Below are 22,165 nucleotides of genomic sequence, written 5' to 3'. Positions count from 1 at the left end.
GGTTGCAGGGGCCTCGATCCGCTTGAGGATACTGAAAGATCCGCTCCCGCATTGGATATCTTATACACCGCCTGGTTGCAGGGGCCTCGATCCGCTTGAGGATACTGAAAGTTTTCTCCTACCTCGGCCTGCGTGGGGTGTAGTTCGGTTGCAGGGGCCTCGATCCGCTTGAGGATACTGAAAGGTCAGGTGAAACACGCGATGAAACACGCGATGAAAGTTGCAGGGGCCTCGATCCGCTTGAGGATACTGAAAGGATGAATGCGCATGGCGTGGTGTACGCGCAAGATAGTTGCAGGGGCCTCGATCCGCTTGAGGATACTGAAAGTTCTTTGAATGTGACCTCCTTCTCCCCAGGTCTGTTGTTGCAGGGGCCTCGATCCGCTTGAGGATACTGAAAGCTCATCAGATGCTCACGCAACTCGTCTGCAGACGAGCGTTGCAGGGGCCTCGATCCGCTTGAGGATACTGAAAGAGCGCCATTTCACTCAAGGACACGAGAAGAGAGGCCGTTGCAGGGGCCTCGATCCGCTTGAGGATACTGAAAGGTAGTAGCTGTTCTAATCCGTCATGTAACATCTTTGCGTTGCAGGGGCCTCGATCCGCTTGAGGATACTGAAAGGTTGGATGCAGACCTGATTGCGAAAGCGGCGAAGTTGGTTGCAGGGGCCTCGATCCGCTTGAGGATACTGAAAGCTGCTACGCGCAATTGCCGTTGGTGAGGATAGTATCGTTGCAGGGGCCTCGATCCGCTTGAGGATACTGAAAGACTGGATCAGCAGGCTGATCAGAGACCCACTGCGCCCGTTGCAGGGGCCTCGATCCGCTTGAGGATACTGAAAGTGCAATAGAAGATTCGATAGAGCTTGTCTTCATCAGTTGCAGGGGCCTCGATCCGCTTGAGGATACTGAAAGCTTCTGGCGCAGGTTTGTGATAGTACCAGAAAAGCGTTGCAGGGGCCTCGATCCGCTTGAGGATACTGAAAGGTCCGGCCAGGCGCCGGGGCCGGCCTGGATCAGATCTGTTGCAGGGGCCTCGATCCGCTTGAGGATACTGAAAGTCATCTCGGAGTAGAGGCAACAACGGCGAGCATCTACGTTGCAGGGGCCTCGATCCGCTTGAGGATACTGAAAGTTCGTCTGCCGTTCAAAGAAGCGCTGAAGCGCTTCCTGAAGTTGCAGGGGCCTCGATCCGCTTGAGGATACTGAAAGGCTCCTGCCTGGCACAGAGGGTTTGTGTGTTGTTCGGTTGCAGGGGCGTCGATCCGCTTGAGGATACTGAAAGCGGCCTCGGCCTGCCGGCCGGCGGCGGCAGCGGCATTCAAGTTGCAGGGGCCTCGATCCGCTTGAGGATACTGAAAGGCTCCTGCCTGGCACAGAGGGTTTGTGTGTTGTTCGGTTGCAGGGGCGTCGATCCGCTTGAGGATACTGAAAGCAAATGAAATAAATCCCCCACCGTATACGATGAGAGAGTTGCAGGGGCGTCGATCCGCTTGAGGATACTGAAAGCGAGAGCATGAGCACTGTGTTATAGCCCGTCGCTCCGTTGTAGGGGCGTCGATCCGCTTGAGGATACTGAAAGGTAGCGGTATCGATAGAGAGTACTGCTACTTCCGCGTGTTGCAGGGGCGTCGATCCGCTTGAGGATACTGAAAGATAGAAAGTTGCTGGTAGAGCCACTGTTCCCACTGGTTGCAGGGGCCTCGATCCGCTTCAGGATACCGAAAGTGGAAGGGACGAGTTCAGCATCTTGGTAGAGCAGGAGATCTGAGCTGGATGATTATGGTTGTTGGCGCCGGCCAGGCCGTCGGGCACGGAGTGTACAGAGTGCGCAGCCACGACGAAGCAGAGCGCGCAGTCCCGACGGCGCTGATTTCCGGTCCTGAAAGGAGAACCGCTATGACGAGGAAGAAGGGATCGCATCGGCTGAACCCGCGCCAGTGGGCCTATCTGCAAGCCATCTTTGCTCTGGATCAGGAGCAAGAGGCGGCCCGCCGCTCCTGGCGGGCGCGATGGGGAGGGCCGCCGGCGGCTGAATGGCGCTGGATCCCTGACCATACGGACGGCGCCCCGCTCTGGCAACGCCTGCGAGAGGCAGGAGTCTGCGATCCAGGGACCGGTTCGACAGGCCCCCACCAGCGGCGAACGGCTCGCCGCTGGCTCGTCACTTCGCTGCCTCCTGTGATGTCGTCGGATGCGGTCTGTGGGGCGGGCTGACCCGGCTGTTCCCAGCCCTGGCACCATACCTGGCAGAGGCAGCGCGGGAAGCCGGGTCTGGTCTGGCGATGCCGGAGCGCTTCTGGCTGGCCTCATCGGAAGCGCCAGGAGCAGGAGCCAGGGATCCAGCTCTGGCGAGGAGGCGCCAAGCCAAGCACGTTGCCAGGATCAGCAGAGGCCCCCCCAGCGGGCACGGCTGTGAGGTCTGTATGAGGCAGTGCAATTGGCTCGTCAGCTGGGGTCGCGGCTCTATGCCAAGAAGCTGGCCAGAACCTACGAGCAGGTCCAGGAGCGCTGGCCACGCGAGCAGTTGGTCCGATCGCTGAAGGACCTCTTTGGTCCCTGGTAGGGAGAGCAACTGAGGCAGCTCCCAGCGCCAGGCCAAGGCGCAGGCTGGTGCTGGAACCGCGAAGCTGTTGAGCCGCTGGCCAGGTCAGGACCAGCTCATGGGCGCACCTCCAGGAGACCAGAAGCGGGAGCGCTGAGATACAGTGCTACTCTCAAATACAGATCTTGCGCAATCAGGAACATCAGTACAGGATGCCCGCACTGAGGAAGATGCCATGAGGAGAAGAGAATCTAACACTCTCCTTGCAAGTTTGGCAGGCAAAGGGAATGAGATCTCACCTTTACGTTCATAAATTCATAGCTATGAAGGGCTTAAGGAGCGCTGGCCGTATGAGCATCGAGTTACCGCCCTGGCGGACCTCTTTCAGCTCTGGTAGTGAGTGAGAAGGTTATCGTGAGGGCCGGCGCAGCGCCAGGCGGAAGAGCGAGGCCACCGCGCCAGCCGGCTGAGCATCGGTGCGCTACCAGGCACTTTCCACCTCTCTGAGGCTGGCCTGTCGGCGGCTAGCGCCTGGCCAGGGCGGAGCCACGATCAAGATCCACTGTGCCGCTACATGGTCAGGGCGCCGGCATCGACCGCCAGCGTACTCCCTGTCATCAGCATTGCCAGATCGCTGGCGCAGAAGAGCGCCACGCGCGCCACATCATCGGGCACGCCGGCCCGTCCCAACGGCAGATGCTCGCCGAACGACTCGCCCAGGGCATCGGGTGCACCGCTAGCCGTCATACTCTGTCGCAGCTCCGCAATGCCCGGCGTGCGGATCAACGTCGGCGCCAGCGCGAGCACACGAATATTGTACGGTCCCAACTCGATCGCCAGGCTCTTCGTCAGACCGCGCACGGCGTGCTTCGAGGACACATAGTGCGCCAGACCTGCCCCGCCCTGATAGCCAGCAGTCGAGGCTAGATTGATAATCACGCCACCGCGCTGCCCCTGGATCATACAGCGCGCCGCCTCCCGTGCCCCCAGAAAGGTCCCGCGCAGATTGATATCCAGCACGCGATCCCACTGCTCGTCAGACATCTCCAGCAGGGCATCGCTGGGATAGATGCCAGCATTGTTGACCCAGATATCCAGGCTGCCCAGCTCCTGCACGGCCTTCTGCGCCAGTGCGCGCACCGAATCGCTGTCGGTCACATCAACCTGAGCAAAGAGCGCCCGCACCTGATAGCGGGCGGCAATCCGCTCCGCTGCCGCCTGGCCCTCCTCGGCGCGCACATCTCCTAGCAGCACAGCGGCACCAGCCTCAGCCAGCCGTTCCGCGATTGCCAGGCCGATGCCGCGCGCTCCACCAGTAATAACGGCAGCGCGCCCACGCAAGGAAATCAGCTCCGACAGGGTCTTACCGCTGACATCGGGAACCGCCATCGTTGCTCTCCTTTCTGCTATTGCATGCTCCATCGCGCAAAGCGGTGCACTCAGTGCTCGCCGGTGGCGCCCTTGCGGATGGACATCATCGTTCTCACCCCGGAGCACGTTGCGGCGTGATTCAGAGTGACCTTGGTGTTAAGGTAGCAGAGCCGGGTGAGCCTGTCAAGGCCGGCGAGGAGCCTGATCCCCAAGGCGCCGATCTTTGCTGGTCGACGATGTGCGAACAGCCGGTGTGTATCGGCGCTCTCCCAGCGCCATCGTCGTATCCCTGGGGAGATGAACGTCATCGGCTTCGACGACGGCTGATACGCCACCTATATGGCTCTCCCGCTGACAACGATTCGTCAGGCCCGCGAGCAGGGAGCAAGATGTCTGGTTGATAGATCACGGGCTGTGCCGAGCTAGACAGGCGGCGGCCAGGGCCGCTCTGCAGACGCTCCGCTGCAAGTGCATGAACGAGTGATGGGGCGTGGGGACAGCGGTCGGCTTGCCTCGCGCGTTACCATTGCCATTTCCCTGATTACTATTGCCCGAATTAGCGCCGTTGCCCCTATCCTCGTATTTGACGACCACCGCCGTTGTTGCAACCGCGGTGCCATCGGGATTCAGGAGACCCAATGAGCGGGGCAGCTGCCGATTCCGTCCCTGCCAGACTAAGAGAAAAGTGTAGGCGTCGTCGGTCAGCGTGCCCGCAGCGCTGACCGGCTGATTGTCCAACAGGAGCGTGGCCCCTGGCTGCAAGCCACTGCCACTGAGGCTCACCGTGAGCACGCTTTTCGGATGCTGCGAGACCGTTATCATGGCGCTGCTCAGATGGATGATGTTGGCTCCCAGGCGGCCCAGTTCGCTGGTTGTGAGCAAGCGCTCTGGAATAGCCAGGCGTGGCAACAACTGGTAGAGCATTTGACGAGCGTCGGCTTCCAAGCGAGTCAGCTCCTCTGTCAGGCGCGTGCGATCGGCCCCGGCTGGAAGGGCGTGGATTGCCTGAGCAAACAGCTCCATCTTTTCCTCAAAATCCCGGAGAGCTGCGCGATAGGCTTGAGGAGAATTCACCAGTCCGGCGAGCGCCTGGAGCTGTTCACGTGCGAGCTGACCGCGCAGCTGAGCGCGGCGAAGATCAGACCCGGCGGCAGTGAGCGATATATTTTGCTGCCACAGCTTTAAGCGATAGAGAGGACTGACAGGATTCGCCACCTGAGCGGCGGCAAACAGGCTGCCGCCTCCCAGCAGCAGCAGGCAGAGCAGGCTCACGACAGCCAGGCGCAGGGTCCTGGGCCAGCTGCCGGCTGTCTCTCTTTGTAGCCAGTTGGCGAGGCCCGCAGGGAGGCGTCTTTTCTGCGATTGCTCCTGCACTGCTCTGATCTGGAGCAGGACCCGTTGCTCCAGACGCCTGGCGAATTCAGGATCTACCTGCAGTGGCGCTGCCTGTTGTAGATGCCATGCCAGTGAAACCAGAGCCGCTATCTGCGGTTCTTCTGCCAGATCTTCCAGCGAGGGCTGCTGATGCTGCCTGGAACCGATTCCATGGTATTCAATTTCTTCGTTCAGCCTTTCGGGAAGCGATTTCATGGCATTTCCTCCTGTGTCCGCATCTGGAGGGAACAGTGCTCTGGAAGCTTCTCTTGCTCCACTGCTAGCGTCAGGAAGCGATGCAGGCTCTGGAGCGCGCGAAATTGGAGCGCTTTGATCGCATTGGCATTTTTTCCCATGATCCTCGCCACTGTCTCGACGTTGAATCCCATAATGAGCCGGTAGATGAGCACTCGACGTTGCTCGTCGGTGAGCCTGTTGATGGCTTCCACGATGATGTGCCACTCGGCTCGCGCGACCACCCACTGCACTGGGTCTGGTGTGGGTTGTCCGCTGATCGGCGCGTAGTCCTCTCTTGTCTCTTCATCCCTCCAGGAAACCAGGTCCAGGGAAAGGACAACTGGCTGGCTCTCTCGCTGGCGGTAGTAACCAGCGACGGTCAGGCGGGCAATCTGGAACAACCAGGCAGTAAAGCTGGCTTCATCCCTGGCCTGCAAGTGGGCAATGCCCTCAACCATCTTCAAAAAGACATCCGCCGTTAGATCCTCGGCAGTCGCCCGATCGGGCACGCGCGCGGCAACATAGCCAAAAATTCCTGGCAGAAAGCGGCGATAGAGGATACTCAAGCTTTCCGCCTCTCCCTCGCGTGCACGCTCCAGCAGCAGATCAAACTCCTGCGTCTGATCCTGACGATCAGAGGACCGATTTTTACGAGTCCGCTGCCAGGGGAACATGAGCCGACCCCTCCAGTGTTCTTCTCTCACACAGCGCCAGCAGGCTGCAAAGAGCCTCCAGGCTTCTCCTGATAGAGTTGTAGTTTGCCCTGGCACGGTTATGGGTGCCAGCCAATTGGGGCAGTTTACGGAAGAGGAAGGAACACTGACCGCGGGAGAAAAAAGGGCGGGGGCATAACCGCTCATGGCGCCAGTACAACTGCTGGTAGTGAAGCGATGCGAACTGCATCGAGGCCATATTTCTCTGATTGGGAGGATGGTGTCTTCATGAAAATGATCAGTCTGTTCACTACCTTGCTCAAGGGCAAAGGGCTGGTAGCGGTCATTGGCTCGGCTCTGGTGATCGGCAGCGTTACGGCTTTTGCAGCGACCACGCCAGTGAGGCAGAACATGGTCCATGCCCTGGCAAGCCAGGCGAGGTCGGGAACGCCTGCCGCTCAAGCGTCCTCCAAGGGGCAAAAGGGGGAGAACAAGAGCCAGGGTGCGGCCACGCCCATCAGGGAACAGGAGTCAGCTTGTCCTGGTCTCCCCACCGCCACCCAACTGGCCAGCCAGTATGGTCTGAGCTCTGCCAGTAACGGAGCGGCGGTCAAAGCGATCTGTGCCCTGCATACCGGCGCGTTCCAGGGCACTACGCCTGGTGGAACGGCTGTTTCGTCCCACCGTGTCTTCGGCTATGGCGAGATCAATGAGCTGCTGACCGTTGCTCAATTGCTGGCGGCCCACAATTCCGCCAATGCTGCTGGCAAATTGACGGACAGCAATGTGACCAGCTATCTCGCTGCGGCTCTGCAAGTCTGTGGCACGACTCCTCTTGAGGTATGCGTGAAGAATCAGGCTGTTGCCAGTCCTCAAGCGGGTAGTAATGGGAACGGCCATAAGCCGGCAGCGACGCCCACCCCGCCAATCAGCAGGCGCTGACGCCTCAGGGGAGGGTCTGGCCTGACATACCTGACATGCAGCGATGCCGGGCCCTTCCCTTCCGACTGCGGGCGCAAGCCCTGGGAGTGGCTACTGGCGACGTCGGAACGGCTCGAAGAGGAGCGCTCAGGCTGGCTGACGTTCCCAGTACTCTGTGAGTTGAGAATACATGGGGGCAGAAGAGGGGGATGGCAAGACGTGGAGAGGGGCGTGCGCTGGCCTTAGCCACCAGCGCACGCCCACTACCCTTGAGCTGTAACCCCGGTAGCAGTAGAGTTCCAGGAGGAGCTACTTAGCTGCAGGTGCCAGTTGGACCGACGAGTGGCGACTGCAGCACATTGGAGCTGGAACGGCTACTCCGCCCGGCTCTGGAAAGGTGTGATCAGCAGGCAACGGGCCGCTCCCGGTGAAAGAGTAAGTCATCGGGTTGACTATCATATCTACCGCGGTGACCTTGAAGGGGGCCTGAGCTACCTGGGCTGTTGACTGCGAGGTAGCTGTTGGAGCAGTATTTGCCGTGGCTGGCTGTGTTGTTGATTCTCCTGTGGGGGGGCCGAGACGGTGGAACTGCAACCGTCGAGTATTCCCTGTGTCATCAGGAAAAACGCTGATGAGTTTTTACGCTAAATTAGCTTTCTCTGGTGAACACGAGGAACGCTGGGCGACTACGCTCTGCTGTAAAGCCCGGATGTCTGCTCTTCCGTACGTCCTGCCTTCCAGGAGGGGACGCATGCCTGGCCGGAATGGACCATGATCTGTGCCAGGATCACATGCACTAGCAGCACAACAACCAGAGTGATGATTGACCCCAGCCAATCAGGCTTTTCCACCATCAGAAAGACGATTCCTAACCCTGGCGTCGCTATGCTGATCACCGATGTCCAGTGCATCGGATGATTCAGCTCGTGCCTGAGATCGCTGGGCGATACGCCTGGCGTGTGCCCCATTGAAGGCAGCGCCTACAAAGCTCAGGAGGACCAGCAAGCCCAGCGAAAGGTCGATCCAGGCCCGAGTCCATCCCCAGAAACCGATCGTCATCGCCAGCCCCGCGCCGAGGATCAGCAGAGAAGTGATGGGAAACACCACATCCAACGGCTTGCTGGCGCTAGTCCATGTTCGCATAGCCTCGACAGTGCTGGCCTGGCGAGTGCCCGACTCCAGGTTGCTGAAGGGCTGCAATTGCTCTGGTAGCCATCGCATTGCGTAGAGCAGCAACCAGCCGGATGCTTGTGGCCTCGCCAACTGGGTTGTGACTTCGTTGGACGAACTGGAACAGCTCCAGGCCCAGCGCAGTTGCTGGTTACGAACTCATCCTGAAGTGATAGGGGACCGCACCTCCTTCCATGGGTGGCCTTCTTCGGATACTACTTAAACGGATTTTGATATAACCTGCTTCATGATACGACGTTTTCTCTGCTATGGGCAAGCGTGGCTCCGTGTTCTATAATGAGTGTGTCTGATTTCCAACTTCCACACTTGCTCGCGCCTGCGGCGCTCGCCTTTTGTATTGGCTGTGTGACTCAGATACGAAGCACCTGAGTCACACAGCCAACATATGCCTTGCGCGGCTCCGCCGTTCGTGTGAAAGGAGAGAGAATGATGGTCAAAGTAAAGCAACGAGAGGTTGCGGTCCCTCTAAGATTCTTGCGCTGGGCCACTTCTTCCTATGCCAGCTTCAACAGCATCGGTAGTGCCTTGTGCGTCATGAGCATTTACAGCATCGGTAGCATTTTGAGCATCGGCAGCGCCGGAAGTATCCTCAGCATTGGCAGTGCGGGAAGTATCCTCAGTATCGGCAGCGCTGGCAGTATCTTGAGTATTGGCGGTGCCGGCACGATCCTGGGTATTGGCGGCAAAGGGGTATTTCAGCGCAGCAATAAACAATCCTAGGACAAAATCCTGTCATATCAAATCCGTTTAAGTAGTATCCGAAGAAGGCCACCCATGGAAGGAGGTGCGGTCCCCTATCACTTCAGGATGAGTTCGTAACCAGCAACTGCGCTGGGCCTGGAGCTGCTCCAGTTCGTCCAACGAAGTCACAACCCAGTTGGCGAGGCCACAAGCATCCGGCTGGTTGCTGCTCTGCGCAATGCGATGGCTACCAGAGCAATTGCAGCCCTTCAGCAACCTGGAGTCGGGCACTCGCCAGGCCAGCCTGCCTGATCCATGACCAGGAGGATTGCGCTTGCCTGCGAGGGAAGCTGGACTCTCCAGTGGCTTTCATGCCCTGACGCAGCGAGCCAGGCTACGTAGGGAGACCGCCGCGTCGGCCTGGGATCACCTGGCCGCTCCGGCGCAGTTTGAGGGAGAGCGCACCTGGCCGGCCACGCCGCAGGAGCTCCAGCAGGAGCCGTGGCAGCTCTTCTGGTTGTATGCGCGGCTTCCGGGCCTGCAGTGCTGACAAGAAGAGCGCGCGGGCGAGCACTGGCTGATCTGGCAGCTGGCGAAGCTGCCGCGGGGGATGGTTTGTTGCCGCCGGCCCGCGCCGGAGGTTGCCATCCAGATCGAGCTGCGCGGCGCGCCCGAGGAGGCGGCGACGAGCTGGCAGCAGTTGCTGGAAGCCTGGAGTCTGTGGCGGCACTGGCGACCCGGACTGGAGCAGTATCGACTGGAAGCGGATGAGCAGGGGCAGCGCCTGTGGGCAGAGACAGAAGGCGGCAGGCTCATTGCTCGAGCGGCAACCTGGGAGGAGGAGGAAGCGCTCCTGCAGTGAGCGTCCGCGTCGACAAGAGTCGCTGCGGAGAGCAACGAGTGCACCTGAGACCCAGGGGCTCCGCACCTGCCTGGTTTACGAGGCCTCTCGTCGGATTTTGGCTCGCTATCATATGCTGCCAGTCACCGGCTGGCTGGTGCTGGCTCCCCCTCCACAGCGCAACGTTGATCCCAGTAGCCGATGTATTCACGCCCATCAGACTCAAGCCGGCCGAAGAGATACTTGCGATGGAGGTTCCGGTTGAAGTGCTCACAGCTCATTTCAGATATATGCATACAGGCATGGCAGGCCCCGGTTTCTTCCAGACATACCGGGTCGTAGATGCAGGCTCCCCCCGCAGTCATCACCTGGTGAAGGTGTTCATGCAGCGCCTGCTCAAAGAGCGTATACAGTCCTCCGATAGTAAAGGCGGTGCGATTATTGCTGTAGAGGACAAAAGAAAGTGCCCGAGGGAAGAGATACTCGCTTAAGCTGGTCCGATCGAATCCACTCAGGATCACAGCCTGGCGGAGCACCAGATGGCTGAACGAGTGCACCAGCCCCACAATTGCCCGGGCGACAGGGTGATCCCTGGCTATTTCCTGAAGAGGGTTGCCGGCCTTCATACGGTTGAGAATCCAGGCATGTAGCGTTGCCTCATTGTCGCCAGGAAGCTCCTCTGTGATCAGCCCATTCAGCCGTAACCAGCGAATAACACGGCGGAGATCCAGGCGGAACAGCAATGCTTCGGTTTCTGTCGTATCGGTATAGAGAGGAGTACGCGGGTCCTTCTGCTGAAGACGGGGAAAGGCTCGAATAATAGTCTGATGAGCCTCGCGACTGCCGCGGGTAAATCCGACGAGGACTGTTGTCACCGGGAAATCACCTATCAAATGCACGTCGGCCAGCCCCGCACTCAGGAGGGCCTGGGGATATGTCTCCTGGTAGAGGGAAACGCGACCGGGTATCTGCTGACGTCCTCGCTGTTCAAGATCTTTTATGGTGAGTACATGAAGCGACTCTCGGATGCGAACAAACTCCAACAACTCCTGCCCTGCCTCTTCGAGATCCTGCCCTCGCAGTGTGATCAATTGCCTGGCCTGATCGACAATCCGGCTGCGTTGATCCCCTTCTCCCGCTCTGAGTCCTTGCAGCAGGTCCTGCAGGCCAGCCCTCTTCTCTGGTGGCGCTGTACTGATGAGCCGCTCCAGCAGAGTCTGAACTCCCTGACTCTCCATCGGACTCTCCGAACTCACAACCAGATCGCGCAGACGATGATGAGGGCCGTGATCAAAGAGCCGCAGACAGGCTGCAATGGCCAGCCAGTAGCGTTCTGGATCTTTCAGAATGAGAGCGAGGTCTTTTCCTGGAAGATTGATCAGAGTACGATACTGAGGATAGTAGGAAGCAGTAGCCCGATGAACGATGGGGCGCATTTGCTTCTCTGGGAGATTACAGTCATTGCACTTGCCCGGAATAACTTCATGCTCGAAGGAGCACAGCCTGCACTGCCAGCGGAAATGGGCATACTTCTGACTCTCTCCGGTATTCAGCCAGAGATGATCCCACTTATGCTGAGGGCAAGATGGCAGGATGAAGGACCGGATATGGCCGCAGGTATGGATCAGGACATGGTGCAGCTGGCGCAGGCGCCCCTTGCAGTGATGACAGCGCAACTCAGGATTGCGTTGGCTGAGTTCTTGAAGAGTGTGATAGAGGACAGCTCGTCTGCACCCTTTGTTACTGCATTCGAAGAGCAGAGGAAAGATCTCTGCCTGAACCCCCTTTGGAGTAGCCAGAACATAGCTTTCCTGCTGACGAATATCAGGAAAACCCCGGCGACGCTCTTCTGGCCATTGCCGGAGCAGCCAGGCAACCCGATCAAGCACATATGCTTTGTTCAGCCGCCGCTCGGGCTCATCACTGGCCACGAAATTGCTGACTTTGCAGATGAATTGTCCGCCCTCAAAGTCGAAGGTTTTCCCAGGCAGAAAGTTGAAGAGGATTTGCTGTCTTCCGCGCTTCATAGATCTCACTCCCTACTGAACTGACTCATAACAAGATGAGAATCTCTTCCTGGGATAATATCAATCTGCTCATCCAGATCTCGCAAGCTCTGCATTGGTTGCTCTGTCAGATTTGCAGAAGTAAAATCCTTCTCAGGATTACTTAGCAGACGAAGGTACTCTTTGACCTTCTGTTGTATCACCTGTGCGAATTCCTGACCAGCTCCCTGCATGGTGGTACAATATGCCTGATTCAGAAACGCGATTATTTCCTCCGCTTGCAACTGGCGGTTTTCCAGCAGCAGGCGCACCTGCTTGCTGAAGTAGAGAGACTTTCCTCCCCCCCCTCCCAGCGTGAGATTATACTTATTCAGTAACAGTGCCATAAAAAGTCCCGGGATAGTACGCTGAATGGCAAATTTGCTCCAGCGGTTAATAGGAACTGGCTCGACCAGTCGATCAAGGTATTCGTGATACTTGGTGAAAAAGTGATAATGGCTCTGATCACGCTCTCGGGCAGGGTTGAAACAGACAAAGACCAGGCCGGGGTGATCGCGTCCAACCCGGCTGGAGGTCTGAATATACTCAGCGGTTTGACGGGGCATACCAAAGAAACACAGACAATTGAGTCGTTCTACATCCACTCCATGGGAAATAGTGCTGGTTGCTGTCAGTGATCGCAGGCGCCGGTCAAAGTCATGATCAGGTTGCTCCAGCTGCTTCAGAATCTCGGCCACCTCAGGAAAGGTAGTGGCGCTGGTGATTGAACGACTGTATACCTCGCTATAGCCGGCCTCGGTCAGCTCCCGATTGAGTTGTCCCTCAAAGCTCTGATCAAGTCGGTCTCCCTCCCGTTTGGACAGGAGATAGGTCACGAAGACTTCATAGTGAGATAACATCTCCAGCAAGCCAGCAGGGCTGTCCACAGAGGCCAGTTTTAGACGGGCAATAGCCTCTGCAGGGTTGCTCCGCAGATCCTCGATAGCTCTGTGGTAGAGTTCCGCGATACGAATAATGGCATTGATGTGAGTATAGTTATGCGGCATGACACCAATGAAGAGGCGCCGGACATCCTGATCCAGGGTGGTGGCGTAGAAAGATTCTCCCAATGAGGGTCCTGGCACGGGGAACCGACGGGCTTTGCGGTTATACAGGTGCTCTATCTGATGCTCATATTCCTCTATAGTAGCAGTAGCAGCAATAATCTTCATTCGTTTGTTTTGCATATATTGCTGATATAAATCTATAAAAGTTTCATAGTGTCCATCAAAAGCTCCTATCTCTTGCCGCAACAAATGAAGTTCATCCTGTATCTGTAGGACTGGAGAGGGATCTTTCAGGCTGACTGGGATAAACTCCTTTGCTTTCACTGTGCAGGCATATTTTTCTGTGCATTCTCCCAGACTCAGATAGCCATGCAGAGGGCACCTGTGGGTAATGGCCCCAAAGAGGTGGCTGAATTTGCGCTCATACCCTATAGCAGTAATCTTATCGATCGTACCGACCAGCACGGTGGGGAGATAGCGATAGATCTCGTTATCCACGATGAAAACGGGCAAAATGCCCTTTCGAACGGCTTCAGAGCAGTGGGGATTGGTACAGCGATGCACCAGGCGAGTTGTTTCCTCCTCCAGATCCATTCTCACGCTATTCTGGTTGCAGAAGGGGCAACGGGGAATAGTCAGAAAGCTTTGCAGAAGCTGCGGCTGTTTCCGAAGACGGTTGAGCCAGGAGTCCTGGCCGTTTTGCCTGGGGCCCACCAGTCGATTAGGAGTATTATCTGCTCCGACCAGGTAAGCCACGCTGAACGGGTCGTATTCGTCCGTGTTAATGGGTGGAGTCTGACGACGGAGACATTCTGCGGAAGCCAGAATGTCTGCCATGCGTTGCAGCTGTTGCAGGGACAGAAGGCGTAGAGGAAAACGCATCCAGGCTGTGACTCCTGCCGTTTTCCCCCGCAATCTATCGAAGAATGCTGCACAGACAATCAGACCCAGATATGCCTCGGTTTTCCCACCACCGGTGGGAAACCAGAGGACATCCACATAGTTCCAGTCGTCACGTCCTTCTGGAAGATCATACTCACGAGCTGCAATAGCGGGCAATTGAGTCACAATGTAGACAATCTGGAAGAGGCGCCAGGAGAGATGGCGGCTGGCTTTAGCAAATGTTTGATTCATCAACTGAAAGGCTCGGAGTAGTGTGCTGTAGCGTTCCAGAACGCTGATTCCTCGCCGATAGCGAGCAATCTCCTCGGCGAAAGCCTGCAAATCATTCGCTGCCGCTTCCTGCGTGGCAGCATCCCAGCCACGATCCTGCTGCTCTGATCGGAGCCGTTGCTTCCACTGGTACAGGTACTCATCCATTGCTTCTGCAATAGCTCGTAAGATGGGGATCGGTTTGCTTGCCAGATCCAGGAAGGTTGCTCTTGGCAGGGTAGAGTCAACCGTATCCCGGGTGATGTAGACCGGCTGCTCATAGACCGGTGTATGTTCAGTCCGCACAGCATTCTGCCTGTCTATTCTAACGACGCAACAGTTGCGTCCCAGCCCCCACAGGTGACGATCATAGCGGTAGTCTTTGGGGAGCAAATCGAAGGCGAAAGGTTCAATATCTGCATCTTCTCCTTCGACCTGCAGCCGAACGTCAAACAGGTAGTGATCAGTGATGGACTGTTCCCGGCTGTCATCGGGGGAGCGGTTCAGCAGCATAAGTGAAATCTGGAGAAGGTCGCCGGCTATTGGACGGGCCTCAACCTGAAGTTCTACCTGCCAGGAGGGCAGCACCTCCTGGCCAGCAGCGGCTACCTGGCGGCAGAACTGCTCGAATGCTTCCTGGCTCCTTACTGCTTCGAGCGGAATCTTTTCTCCTCTTGGCAGCTCACGGTAGCGATTTGGGTCGCTTTGTATTTGCTGGCAGACAAGCTCCAGCGCCCTGGTGATCTTGAGTTGTGTCGCTTCATTGCTCAGCCGCAGGCGCTTGATCATCTGTAGTGGTAGAGGTATGATTATCGGCTCTATCTGAACAGGGATTTTACGAAAGGCTACGGCCCATCTTTCACGGGACTGGCCCTGGTCCTGATCGGGTCTCTGCTGCTGGTATCTAGAGACACGACGCTGGTGCTCCAGATCCGGAAAGATTCGGTAGTAGACGTTGAAGGCTGGCAGGACGAGTAGCTGTGCCTTCTCTCCTCCAGGCCTGACCCTGATTTCAAGCCCCATTGAGGAAGGCGACAGGCGAGAAAACAGGTCATCATCGAACTGGGAGCCGTCAGACTGCTGCGAGCGGTTGGCCAGAGAGCCGATAAAGTAGCGGTTGCGAGGCCTGTCATCTCGACAGATATCTTCGCTTCGGCCCGTAAGCTGATCCAGCAGCGATTGCTGCAAGTGGCGGGCCAGCGCTATTTCATCGGCACGTTGGGGCGTTGCCATGTGTGCACCGTTCCTTTCTTGAAGAACTTGCAGATCAAGTCAGGAGGGACCATCTGCTCCTGCTGCCTGATACTGACAACACGGTGGATGCTGACACTGTCGCGAAAATCATCCAGATAGAGATTGAGTTCCTCATCAACACACTCTTCAGCTGCATCAGGATGGAAACCTCGCACTCCAGCCTGAATGATGACTCGATTCAGCCGACGAGCCAGGGAAATGTGAAGTGACCGGATGCGGCGCAGAGCTTTGTCGATGCTCCGGTACTCCTGAATCAGTATGTTATCCTGGAAGATATAACCAATCCGATAGATATCCTGGGGATCAGAAGGCCCGAGTACCTGGCCGGTGATCCAGCATCGGACTCCCGCAACAGACTGCATATGGCTTCCTCGTCGCTGAAGCTCTTTGAGCAGCTCCTCATATGTCAGTTGTGCCTTGTGGAATCCTTCCTTGATAGCTCGCTGCCAGTAGCGGACCAGTATATAGGTTGCTCCCATGTTGGGAAGGCGTTCGACCCGTTCGAGAATAGCCTCATAAAGGGTACGTCGTTGCGCACCGTTGATGAACAGCACAAGATCACCTGGCCGTAGTCCCTCGGCCCGGCGCTCATCTACCTCCTCGGTGGCCTGTAGAAATACCATCACCTGGCTGTCTCGTTCTGCATAGCAGAAGCCATCCGTGAACTCCACACATAATGCAGACACCTGTGACCTCTGGGATAGCCGTTGTGGAGGTATGGCAGATGAGGAGGGTGCGAGCTCGCTGTCAGGATCGTCCGTACTGTCATCTCCTCCGATATGTTGATCGTAATCGACGGTCGAGAAAGGTGTCCAGATAGAGAGATCGGTAGATGACAGTAAAGCTGCCGCCCTTCTACGAATCTGCCGGTTCCCCTCCTGGCGAGTGAACTCTATGACAACGGGAGAAAGGCTGTTTTCACGCCCAGTCTGGACTGCGTTGACCCTTGCAGAGACAAGCGCCTCCCAGGCACGCTGGTGTGCCTCTGCGCTGGCCAGCCTCGCAAGAGTCTGGTGAAGCCAGGGAATCTGCTGTTCAATTCGCTCGGCTTCGTCACTGTAGGCAAGGTAACGGATCTCTGGAGCTGCTGCGGTGAGAGCATACTGACGGCGACTATAGCTGAGCTGGCCGGGCAAGAGCAGGACATCGGCGCGGAGAAGAGCACTCAGGTCCTTGTAGGTCAGCAGACGGACAGCGGCTTCAGTACGCTGGATGCTTAACCCATCGAGAGGCAGTCCCTCGCGTGCCCGCAGGCAGAGCTGCACCATTCGCAGCGTGGCTTGATTGGGACAGACCACTGCCAGACTGCCCGATTGCTGCAGATGCTTGCGTATCTGCTGAACCAGGGCATCATACTTGGGATTGATCTCTAACAGGGTCATTCGCATCTCTTTGAGATCCAGAAGTAATGATGGCCAGTAGATATCTGAAAGATCAGGGGATGCCTTTTTGAGGGAGGGTGTCAGCTTCTCCAGATCAGCGATCCGCTCCTCGATGGAACGGATACCCCAGAGCCGCTTCGCCTCTTCCTCATACACACGAAGGGGCACAAGCAGTTGCAGCATAGTGTAGAAGACGCCATATGCAGCCTGAATTGCGCGACGCATACCGGAATCACTCTGTCCGAGATCAGCGCGCTGGACTGTTCCCAGGTCATCCCACAGGCGAGAGGCAGCAGCCTCCAGCCGGGGATAGCGACAGAGGACGAGATGGTGGTGGATTCCGGCAGCTATGTTGTTGAATTGTTGTGTGCTGATCTCAAAAGGATGTTCCGGGTTTGCAGGATGCACAGGCGCTGATTGTCGTGCCTCTACTGCCACTTCAAGATGGTCCCAGAACCATAAGGAGACTCCTGCCTTTGCCAGCTCTTCGAGATAAGGGGCAAAAGGATCAGTACATAAATGTATAATGCAAGAAATTTTTCGATGTGCAGCAATCTCGTGAATGCGAACAATCTGATCTGTAAAGCCGCCGCTGGTATGGTCAACAATAATCGCTTTGATTCCAGCTGGCCAGGGTGTTTCAAGTAAGAAGGGACGCGAGAGATGATAGAGTCGGGGAGGATAGCTGGTCTCCATGCCGGAAGCGGCAATAACAGCTGGCTCTCCTTCTGCTCGAATACGAGCCAGCGGAAAAGTTGCTGCCAGAGCCTCTGTGCCAATCTGTATATTCAGATAATGCTCACGGATCTCGGTCCGCTGACTGATAACCAGAAGAGAGAGCCTGGACCGCCGGTTCTCTGCCAGATCATAAATCAGGAGTTCTGCTGCCACCAGCGCCGTCAGATGACAGATGGGGATGGGGTAAATAATTGCCAGAGGTCGACGGTGCAGATACGCCTGCAGGCTCAGACGCAGACAAAGCTGGTCCAGCCGGTGAAGCTGGATAACATCGTGCCTGTAGCGGAGGCGTTTTTCCTGGGCAATCGTGACGAGGTCACGATCAGGGTAATGCTGTAGAGCATCTCGCCAGGTTGAGGCGATGATTGCGCTGTTTCGATTTTCACCTGCCGCCTTCATCGGGTTTGCCTCGCTGAGTGTTCCCAACCACTACAGCAACTCCATAAGTGCAATGGACTCTCACAGGACACTCTCTACACAGGGGTAAACGCTTCTTCAGGCAGATTTGATCGGCAAGATCCAGGAGGGCGTATGTATAGCGACATGGCTGCTCGGAATCAACCAGTATCGTTGCCAGATATTTAAAGAGCCGGCTACGCCGCGAAGAATCTCTGGTTTCCAGGCCAAACAGCCGTCCTATGATTCTCACCACATTGGTGTCGATCAGCGGTTCCGGCAGATTCCAGGCGAAGCAGCGAACAGCACTGGCGATATAATCGCTCACACCGGGCAGAGATAGCAGGACGGCTTTCTCCCGCGGTATCTGCCCGCCAAAGCGACTCATAAGTTCCTGAGCCATACCCTGAATCAGATCAATGCGCCAGCGCAATCCCAGAGAATAGAGAATCTGATGTAACTCTTCCCTGTTAGCCTGTGCCAGTGAAGCAACAGTGGGATAGCGCTTGATAAATGTTTCGTAAACTGGAACCACCTGCAGTGCTTGTGTACGGTGCAACATAATCTCTGCCATGAGGATGCGATAGGGATCTGGAGTCTGACGCCACGGAAAGGAACGGAAGTGCTCCTCTCCCCATGAAAGGAGGGCCTGGCGGAAGGTAGAGACGTCGATGGAGTGGTTGAGGGCCTGGGCAGTCTGGGACTCGTTCATAGAGTGCTACCTGACCGGATCTGTGACCTCTATAAGGGAGCTATTGTACCGGCAGGAAGACGTCGATTCCTCTCCTCTCTGGCCGGTCATTCCCGCCAGCACACCAGGAAGAATGGCTTCAGCTACAGCTCGGGCCAGCAGCGGCGGTACCGCATTCCCTAGCTGAGAAAACTGCCGGGTGAAAGGACCTGCGAAGCGAAAGCGATCAGGGAAGCTTTGCAGTCGCGCTGCTTCGCGAACTGATATGGTCCTGGGAGGCTCGGGCTCTCCCAAACGACTGGGATAAATATATCGATATGAATCTTTGCCAATGTGGGCCTCAATCGTCCAGGAAGGCCGCTCTCGGCAGAGCTTCCGGTACTTGTCCTTGAAGATATCACTCCGATAGCGCCTGTACTCTGCTGGCAAGTCGATATACTTTCCTCCCTCTGGCATGAGAGCGAAGGCTGCCAGGTCCTGCTCATTATGATAGCGGGTCTGGTGATTGTAGAGAAGGTCTCCAGCTTCTTCTCGCATCTGCCGCTGGTAACTGGTCAGCTCTCCACGTGGCTCATAAGGCATCACATCCAGGCGATGGCCATGAGGAACGATAGGAAGGTCACTGATTGCCTCCCAGACCGTCACGGGATGGTGTTGATGAGTTTCTGGAGGCCAGCAGATGCCCTGCCCCAGACGGTTTCCAACCACGAAGAGGCGCCTGCGAGTCTGAGGCACACCATAGTGATGAGCCCAGAGAACCCGGGAATCTACCAGATAGCCCATCTCCTCAAAACTCCTCATGGCCTTCTTTAGAAGAAGTTCCTCACTATCATGATAATACTGCATATCAGGAACATTTTCCATGACAAAGTAAAGTGGTCGTAACACTCCCACAAAGCGGATGAATTCTTTATAGTATTGATTGCGAGGATCATGAATATAGTCAGGTTCATTGCGCAGATGGCGGATCTTGCCTCTTCCAACCCGGCTGAATCCCTGGCAAGGTGGGCCTCCAATGATGACATCAACCCGCTCCAGATCGTGCTCCTGAATAAAGCGCTCTGGATCGCCGATGGAGCTGATATCTCCTAAGTAGCAGACACTTCCGAAGTTAAGACAATGAGTTCGATAAGGAAGTACCTCTTTTTCAACTCCTAAGCCGATCTGATAACCAGCCATTTCAAAGCCCAGACTGAGACCTCCCGCCCCGCAAAAGAGGTCGAGGACAATGGGCCTGGTCTTCATCAGTCACCTCCCGAGAAGTCAGGAAGTTTCTAGGAGAAGAATAGCATGCTGCTCATCCTTTGGCAAGGTCCATCTCTGATCTGCTATCAGCAAGGAAAGATCGCTGTCTGCATTACCAGAACAGTGATGCGCTTCCCCTTTCACATGCTGTCAAATCGCTTGTAATGTCCTGCTGTCCGATATGAACGCCTCTGTTCACCAGTCAGCCGTGCTGCTGACCTGCTGATTCTCTGCTTTGTTCTGGAGAACTTTTCTTTGCTCTGGAGCCGGACTCTCGGCGCTGGAATGAGGAACTGGCTGTTCCTTGCTCGCTTTCTGGAACTCTGGTGGCCTTCTGGCTTGTGCCGATCGCCCATGGTCCATGCAGGAGCACCTGCCGGGTGCGATGGGATGCTCCCCCAAAAGGGTTCATACTCCAGGTAGGAAGTTCACACTGGCAGGCCAGAATCAGGGACAGGTTGCTTCTGCTGACACTGGCCTCCGCGCCGTACTCTAGTAGTGCTTTGTCCGATAGCGGCTGCAACCGAACCGGCAGGGAACAGGGGCAGGATGGTCCCAGAGGCCCTCTAGAGAGCCGTTTCTGTCCCAGGGCGCCGATCTCTGGGGAGAAGTGGTTGCTGGAGGGGCTGGCCTGTTTGACTGGCACTCCCTTCTCGTGGGAAAGCGCGCGGGGGTATTCCTGCCTGGCAGGGTGGTGTCCTGCTGGCAGAACCGTTCCTGGATCGATCAGCGCTGCCAGAGGCCACAGCAGGGTATTGGCTGACCGGAGGCTCTCTCCATCGCCAGGGAAAGAGGGAAAAGCCCAGTAGCCGGGGTCAGCGACGGAGTGAGGCCTGAGAAGCGACCCTGGAGCAGGTGCCGCAGGAGACGCCAGCCTCATCAGTCGGGGTGAGTCATTCCAGTGGGCAGCTCAGCAAGGGAAAGCCTGTCAAGAGAAGAGGGGGAACGCTGCAGGGTTCCGCCGCCCATTCTCCTGGCAGGACAGGCTTTAGACGTCTCAGCGGGGGAGCGCAAGCCAGGTCAGCTCAACTCAAGACCGTGCTGATCGATTGATCACCAGAGCGGTCGAAGAGCGCGGCTCCACTCAACCAGCCAGCTCGTACGTCAGGTGAGAGCCGGACAGACAACGCGGCCTGTCCTGGCTCGAGGGACAATAGAACGGTTTGGACGAGCCCCGTCCACCCGGTTCACGGGCGCGCAGCACGTGGTCCTGGCCGCGCCCGCGCAGGGGAGCTTTGCAGGCTCGTGGTTCTCCCGAGCCTCCACCCGGCTTACGGGTGGGGTGAGCTACAGGAGGGCAGAAGGACCCTCTCATGGCTCGCCCATGGGACCCTGGTGCCATCACTGATCCCTGGCTCTCCCCGGGGCCAGAGGGGGGGGCGGAAGACGCTGCTTCTCGACCAGCCAGGAGCGACCGGTCTCCTCTAATGTAGACCAAGACGACAGGATGACCAGGCACCTGCCCTGATCGGCTTTCGAGCCGAGTCACGTTAACGTGGTCAGTACCACTTCTTCATCTCGGAGAAGTTCAGGCAGTCGTGCTGGATCTCTTCCGCTATCCGGTTGCAATCCACGTAGCTAAGCGACCCTTCCAGATCGCGGAGGCTCTGGAAGCGACGCTCTATCCTCCTGAAGGAAGACTGCGCCCGCTCGCTCAGGTCGCTCAGCTCTCCCTCCTCTGCTTTCAGGAAGCAGTGGATATGATGGATCCGTGCTGCCAGTTCCCTACTCTTCGGCGACCACTTACTCTTCCAGGCCAGGGCGCGGCGTTCGAGACGGGTCACATACTCCGCCAGGACGTTCTGGAACTTCTCAGCTGCTGGCGAGGACTCCTCCTCGAGTCCTGGCTTTCCCAGGGAGGCCTCGATGAGACTCCAGATCGCATCGATCTGGCCCTTCAGCAGGTAGAAATCGGCCATCTCGGTCTCAGGGGGCTTCCAATGGAAGTTCCGAGGATCTAGCCACAGCCGGATCACGCGCTCATTGAGGGAACGCAGATCTATCCTGGCTGGTATCTTGACCTGCTCGCGCTTCCTGGAGGAGGCCATGAGCCATGGCCACCGCTTCACCTGCGAGACTCCCTGCCGCAAAGCGGTCCGGCAGTCCTGCCGCAGGGTTTGTAGGAGCTCCCCTCGCAGGCTCGGATGCCGCACGAGGGTCCACAGGATACTCCCACAGACCAATACGCACACCAGGAGAGTGATGTCGATCAAGACGACCAGAAACATGAGAGATACCTCCATTCGTCCCTCCGTCAGGTCCTCCTGCTTGCCGAAGACTCTGTCCCGATGCTGACTGGCCTGGGCCAGTATCCCTGCACCAGGAAACAGGTCCAGCCAGGAGGAGTCCCTGGCGCAGGTTGCTGTAGGACGTCATCGTTGCCTGCCTCCTGACAGGCAGGACACTGCTACTCTAGCAGGCGCCAGGGGGATGACTCTGGA

17 protein-coding genes and 1 CRISPR repeat array are annotated in these 22,165 nt (G+C 57.1%); of the genes, 7 read left to right on the top strand and 10 right to left on the bottom strand.

The genetic code is table 11. The features are described 5' to 3' along the window. Position 1: 1 nt before the first annotated feature. Positions 2-1,728: a CRISPR direct-repeat array (repeat unit 37 nt; unit sequence GTTGCAGGGGCCTCGATCCGCTTGAGGATACTGAAAG). Between the two features lie 171 nt (positions 1,729-1,899). Both ACFMO7_RS05190 and ACFMO7_RS05185 read left to right on the top strand, forming a co-directional pair. After that, on the top strand, positions 1,900-2,217 hold the full coding sequence (locus ACFMO7_RS05190; RefSeq protein WP_376794451.1) for a hypothetical protein: 318 nt from the start codon (positions 1,900-1,902) through the stop codon (positions 2,215-2,217). A gap of 217 nt (positions 2,218-2,434) precedes the next feature. Continuing rightward, positions 2,435-2,566 (top strand): hypothetical protein, encoded by a 132-nt coding sequence (locus tag ACFMO7_RS05185; RefSeq protein WP_376794450.1) that lies wholly within the window; start codon positions 2,435-2,437, stop codon positions 2,564-2,566. Positions 2,567-3,115: 549 nt separating this feature from the next. On the opposite strand, the gene ACFMO7_RS05180 is transcribed toward ACFMO7_RS05185, so the two are convergent. The 3 genes from ACFMO7_RS05180 to ACFMO7_RS05170 form a co-directional block, all read right to left on the bottom strand. After that, positions 3,116-3,934 carry an SDR family NAD(P)-dependent oxidoreductase gene (locus ACFMO7_RS05180; RefSeq protein WP_376794449.1) on the bottom strand — a complete coding sequence of 273 codons (819 nt, stop codon included), beginning with the start codon at positions 3,932-3,934 and terminating at the stop codon, positions 3,116-3,118. 387 nt (positions 3,935-4,321) lie between these two features. Beyond that, positions 4,322-5,506: a hypothetical protein gene (locus tag ACFMO7_RS05175; RefSeq protein ID WP_376794448.1), complete on the bottom strand. Its 1,185-nt coding sequence runs from the start codon at positions 5,504-5,506 to the stop codon at positions 4,322-4,324. Beyond that, positions 5,503-6,201, bottom strand: a complete 699-nt coding sequence (locus ACFMO7_RS05170; RefSeq protein WP_376794447.1) for an RNA polymerase sigma factor — start codon at positions 6,199-6,201, stop codon at positions 5,503-5,505. Before ACFMO7_RS05170 ends, ACFMO7_RS05175 begins: the two co-directional genes overlap by 4 nt. A 267-nt stretch (positions 6,202-6,468) precedes the next feature. Between ACFMO7_RS05170 and ACFMO7_RS05165 the strand changes: the two genes are divergently transcribed. After that, positions 6,469-7,122 (top strand): hypothetical protein, encoded by a 654-nt coding sequence (locus ACFMO7_RS05165; protein WP_376794446.1) that lies wholly within the window; start codon positions 6,469-6,471, stop codon positions 7,120-7,122. Positions 7,123-7,938: 816 nt separating this feature from the next. Here ACFMO7_RS05165 and ACFMO7_RS05160 read toward each other — a convergent pair. After that, on the bottom strand, positions 7,939-8,322 hold the full coding sequence (locus tag ACFMO7_RS05160) for a hypothetical protein (RefSeq protein ID WP_376794445.1): 384 nt from the start codon (positions 8,320-8,322) through the stop codon (positions 7,939-7,941). Positions 8,323-8,718: 396 nt separating this feature from the next. On the opposite strand from ACFMO7_RS05160, the gene ACFMO7_RS05155 reads away from it, so the two are divergent. The 3 genes from ACFMO7_RS05155 to ACFMO7_RS05145 all read left to right on the top strand — a co-directional run bounded on the left by ACFMO7_RS05155 (position 8,719) and on the right by ACFMO7_RS05145 (position 9,835). Continuing rightward, positions 8,719-9,012 (top strand): hypothetical protein, encoded by a 294-nt coding sequence (locus ACFMO7_RS05155; RefSeq protein ID WP_376794444.1) that lies wholly within the window; start codon positions 8,719-8,721, stop codon positions 9,010-9,012. Positions 9,013-9,307: 295 nt separating this feature from the next. Further along, positions 9,308-9,523, top strand: coding sequence for a hypothetical protein (locus tag ACFMO7_RS05150; protein WP_376794443.1), 216 nt, complete (start codon positions 9,308-9,310; stop codon positions 9,521-9,523). A gap of 60 nt (positions 9,524-9,583) precedes the next feature. Further along, positions 9,584-9,835, top strand: coding sequence for a hypothetical protein (locus ACFMO7_RS05145; protein WP_376794442.1), 252 nt, complete (start codon positions 9,584-9,586; stop codon positions 9,833-9,835). A 122-nt stretch (positions 9,836-9,957) separates the two neighbouring features. On the opposite strand, the gene ACFMO7_RS05140 is transcribed toward ACFMO7_RS05145, so the two are convergent. After that, positions 9,958-11,250: a hypothetical protein gene (locus ACFMO7_RS05140; protein ID WP_376794441.1), complete on the bottom strand. Its 1,293-nt coding sequence runs from the start codon at positions 11,248-11,250 to the stop codon at positions 9,958-9,960. On the opposite strand from ACFMO7_RS05140, the gene ACFMO7_RS05135 reads away from it, so the two are divergent. Continuing rightward, positions 11,233-11,865, top strand: a complete 633-nt coding sequence (locus tag ACFMO7_RS05135) for a hypothetical protein (protein WP_376794440.1) — start codon at positions 11,233-11,235, stop codon at positions 11,863-11,865. The two genes, ACFMO7_RS05140 and ACFMO7_RS05135, sit on opposite strands and share 18 nt — an antisense overlap. Here ACFMO7_RS05135 and ACFMO7_RS05130 read toward each other — a convergent pair. The 5 genes from ACFMO7_RS05130 to ACFMO7_RS05110 form a co-directional block, all read right to left on the bottom strand. After that, positions 11,847-15,251: a helicase-related protein gene (locus tag ACFMO7_RS05130; protein WP_376794439.1), complete on the bottom strand. Its 3,405-nt coding sequence runs from the start codon at positions 15,249-15,251 to the stop codon at positions 11,847-11,849. The genes ACFMO7_RS05135 and ACFMO7_RS05130 overlap by 19 nt on opposite strands. Next, positions 15,221-17,818 carry a DrmE family protein gene (locus ACFMO7_RS05125; RefSeq protein WP_376794438.1) on the bottom strand — a complete coding sequence of 866 codons (2,598 nt, stop codon included), beginning with the start codon at positions 17,816-17,818 and terminating at the stop codon, positions 15,221-15,223. Before ACFMO7_RS05125 ends, ACFMO7_RS05130 begins: the two co-directional genes overlap by 31 nt. Beyond that, positions 17,775-18,500: a DNA-binding protein gene (locus tag ACFMO7_RS05120; protein ID WP_376794437.1), complete on the bottom strand. Its 726-nt coding sequence runs from the start codon at positions 18,498-18,500 to the stop codon at positions 17,775-17,777. Before ACFMO7_RS05120 ends, ACFMO7_RS05125 begins: the two co-directional genes overlap by 44 nt. 6 nt (positions 18,501-18,506) lie before the next feature. Further along, on the bottom strand, positions 18,507-19,724 hold the full coding sequence (locus ACFMO7_RS05115) for a DNA cytosine methyltransferase (RefSeq protein WP_376794436.1): 1,218 nt from the start codon (positions 19,722-19,724) through the stop codon (positions 18,507-18,509). A 1,499-nt stretch (positions 19,725-21,223) separates the two neighbouring features. Then, positions 21,224-21,793: a hypothetical protein gene (locus ACFMO7_RS05110; protein ID WP_376794435.1), complete on the bottom strand. Its 570-nt coding sequence runs from the start codon at positions 21,791-21,793 to the stop codon at positions 21,224-21,226. Positions 21,794-22,165 lie beyond the last annotated feature (372 nt).

Source organism: Thermogemmatispora sp. (genome assembly GCF_042408735.1).
GTDB lineage: Bacteria > Chloroflexota > Ktedonobacteria > Ktedonobacterales > Ktedonobacteraceae > Thermogemmatispora.
The sequence above is the reverse complement of the archived record's forward strand: the minus strand, read 5'-3'. Positions and strand labels throughout refer to the sequence as shown.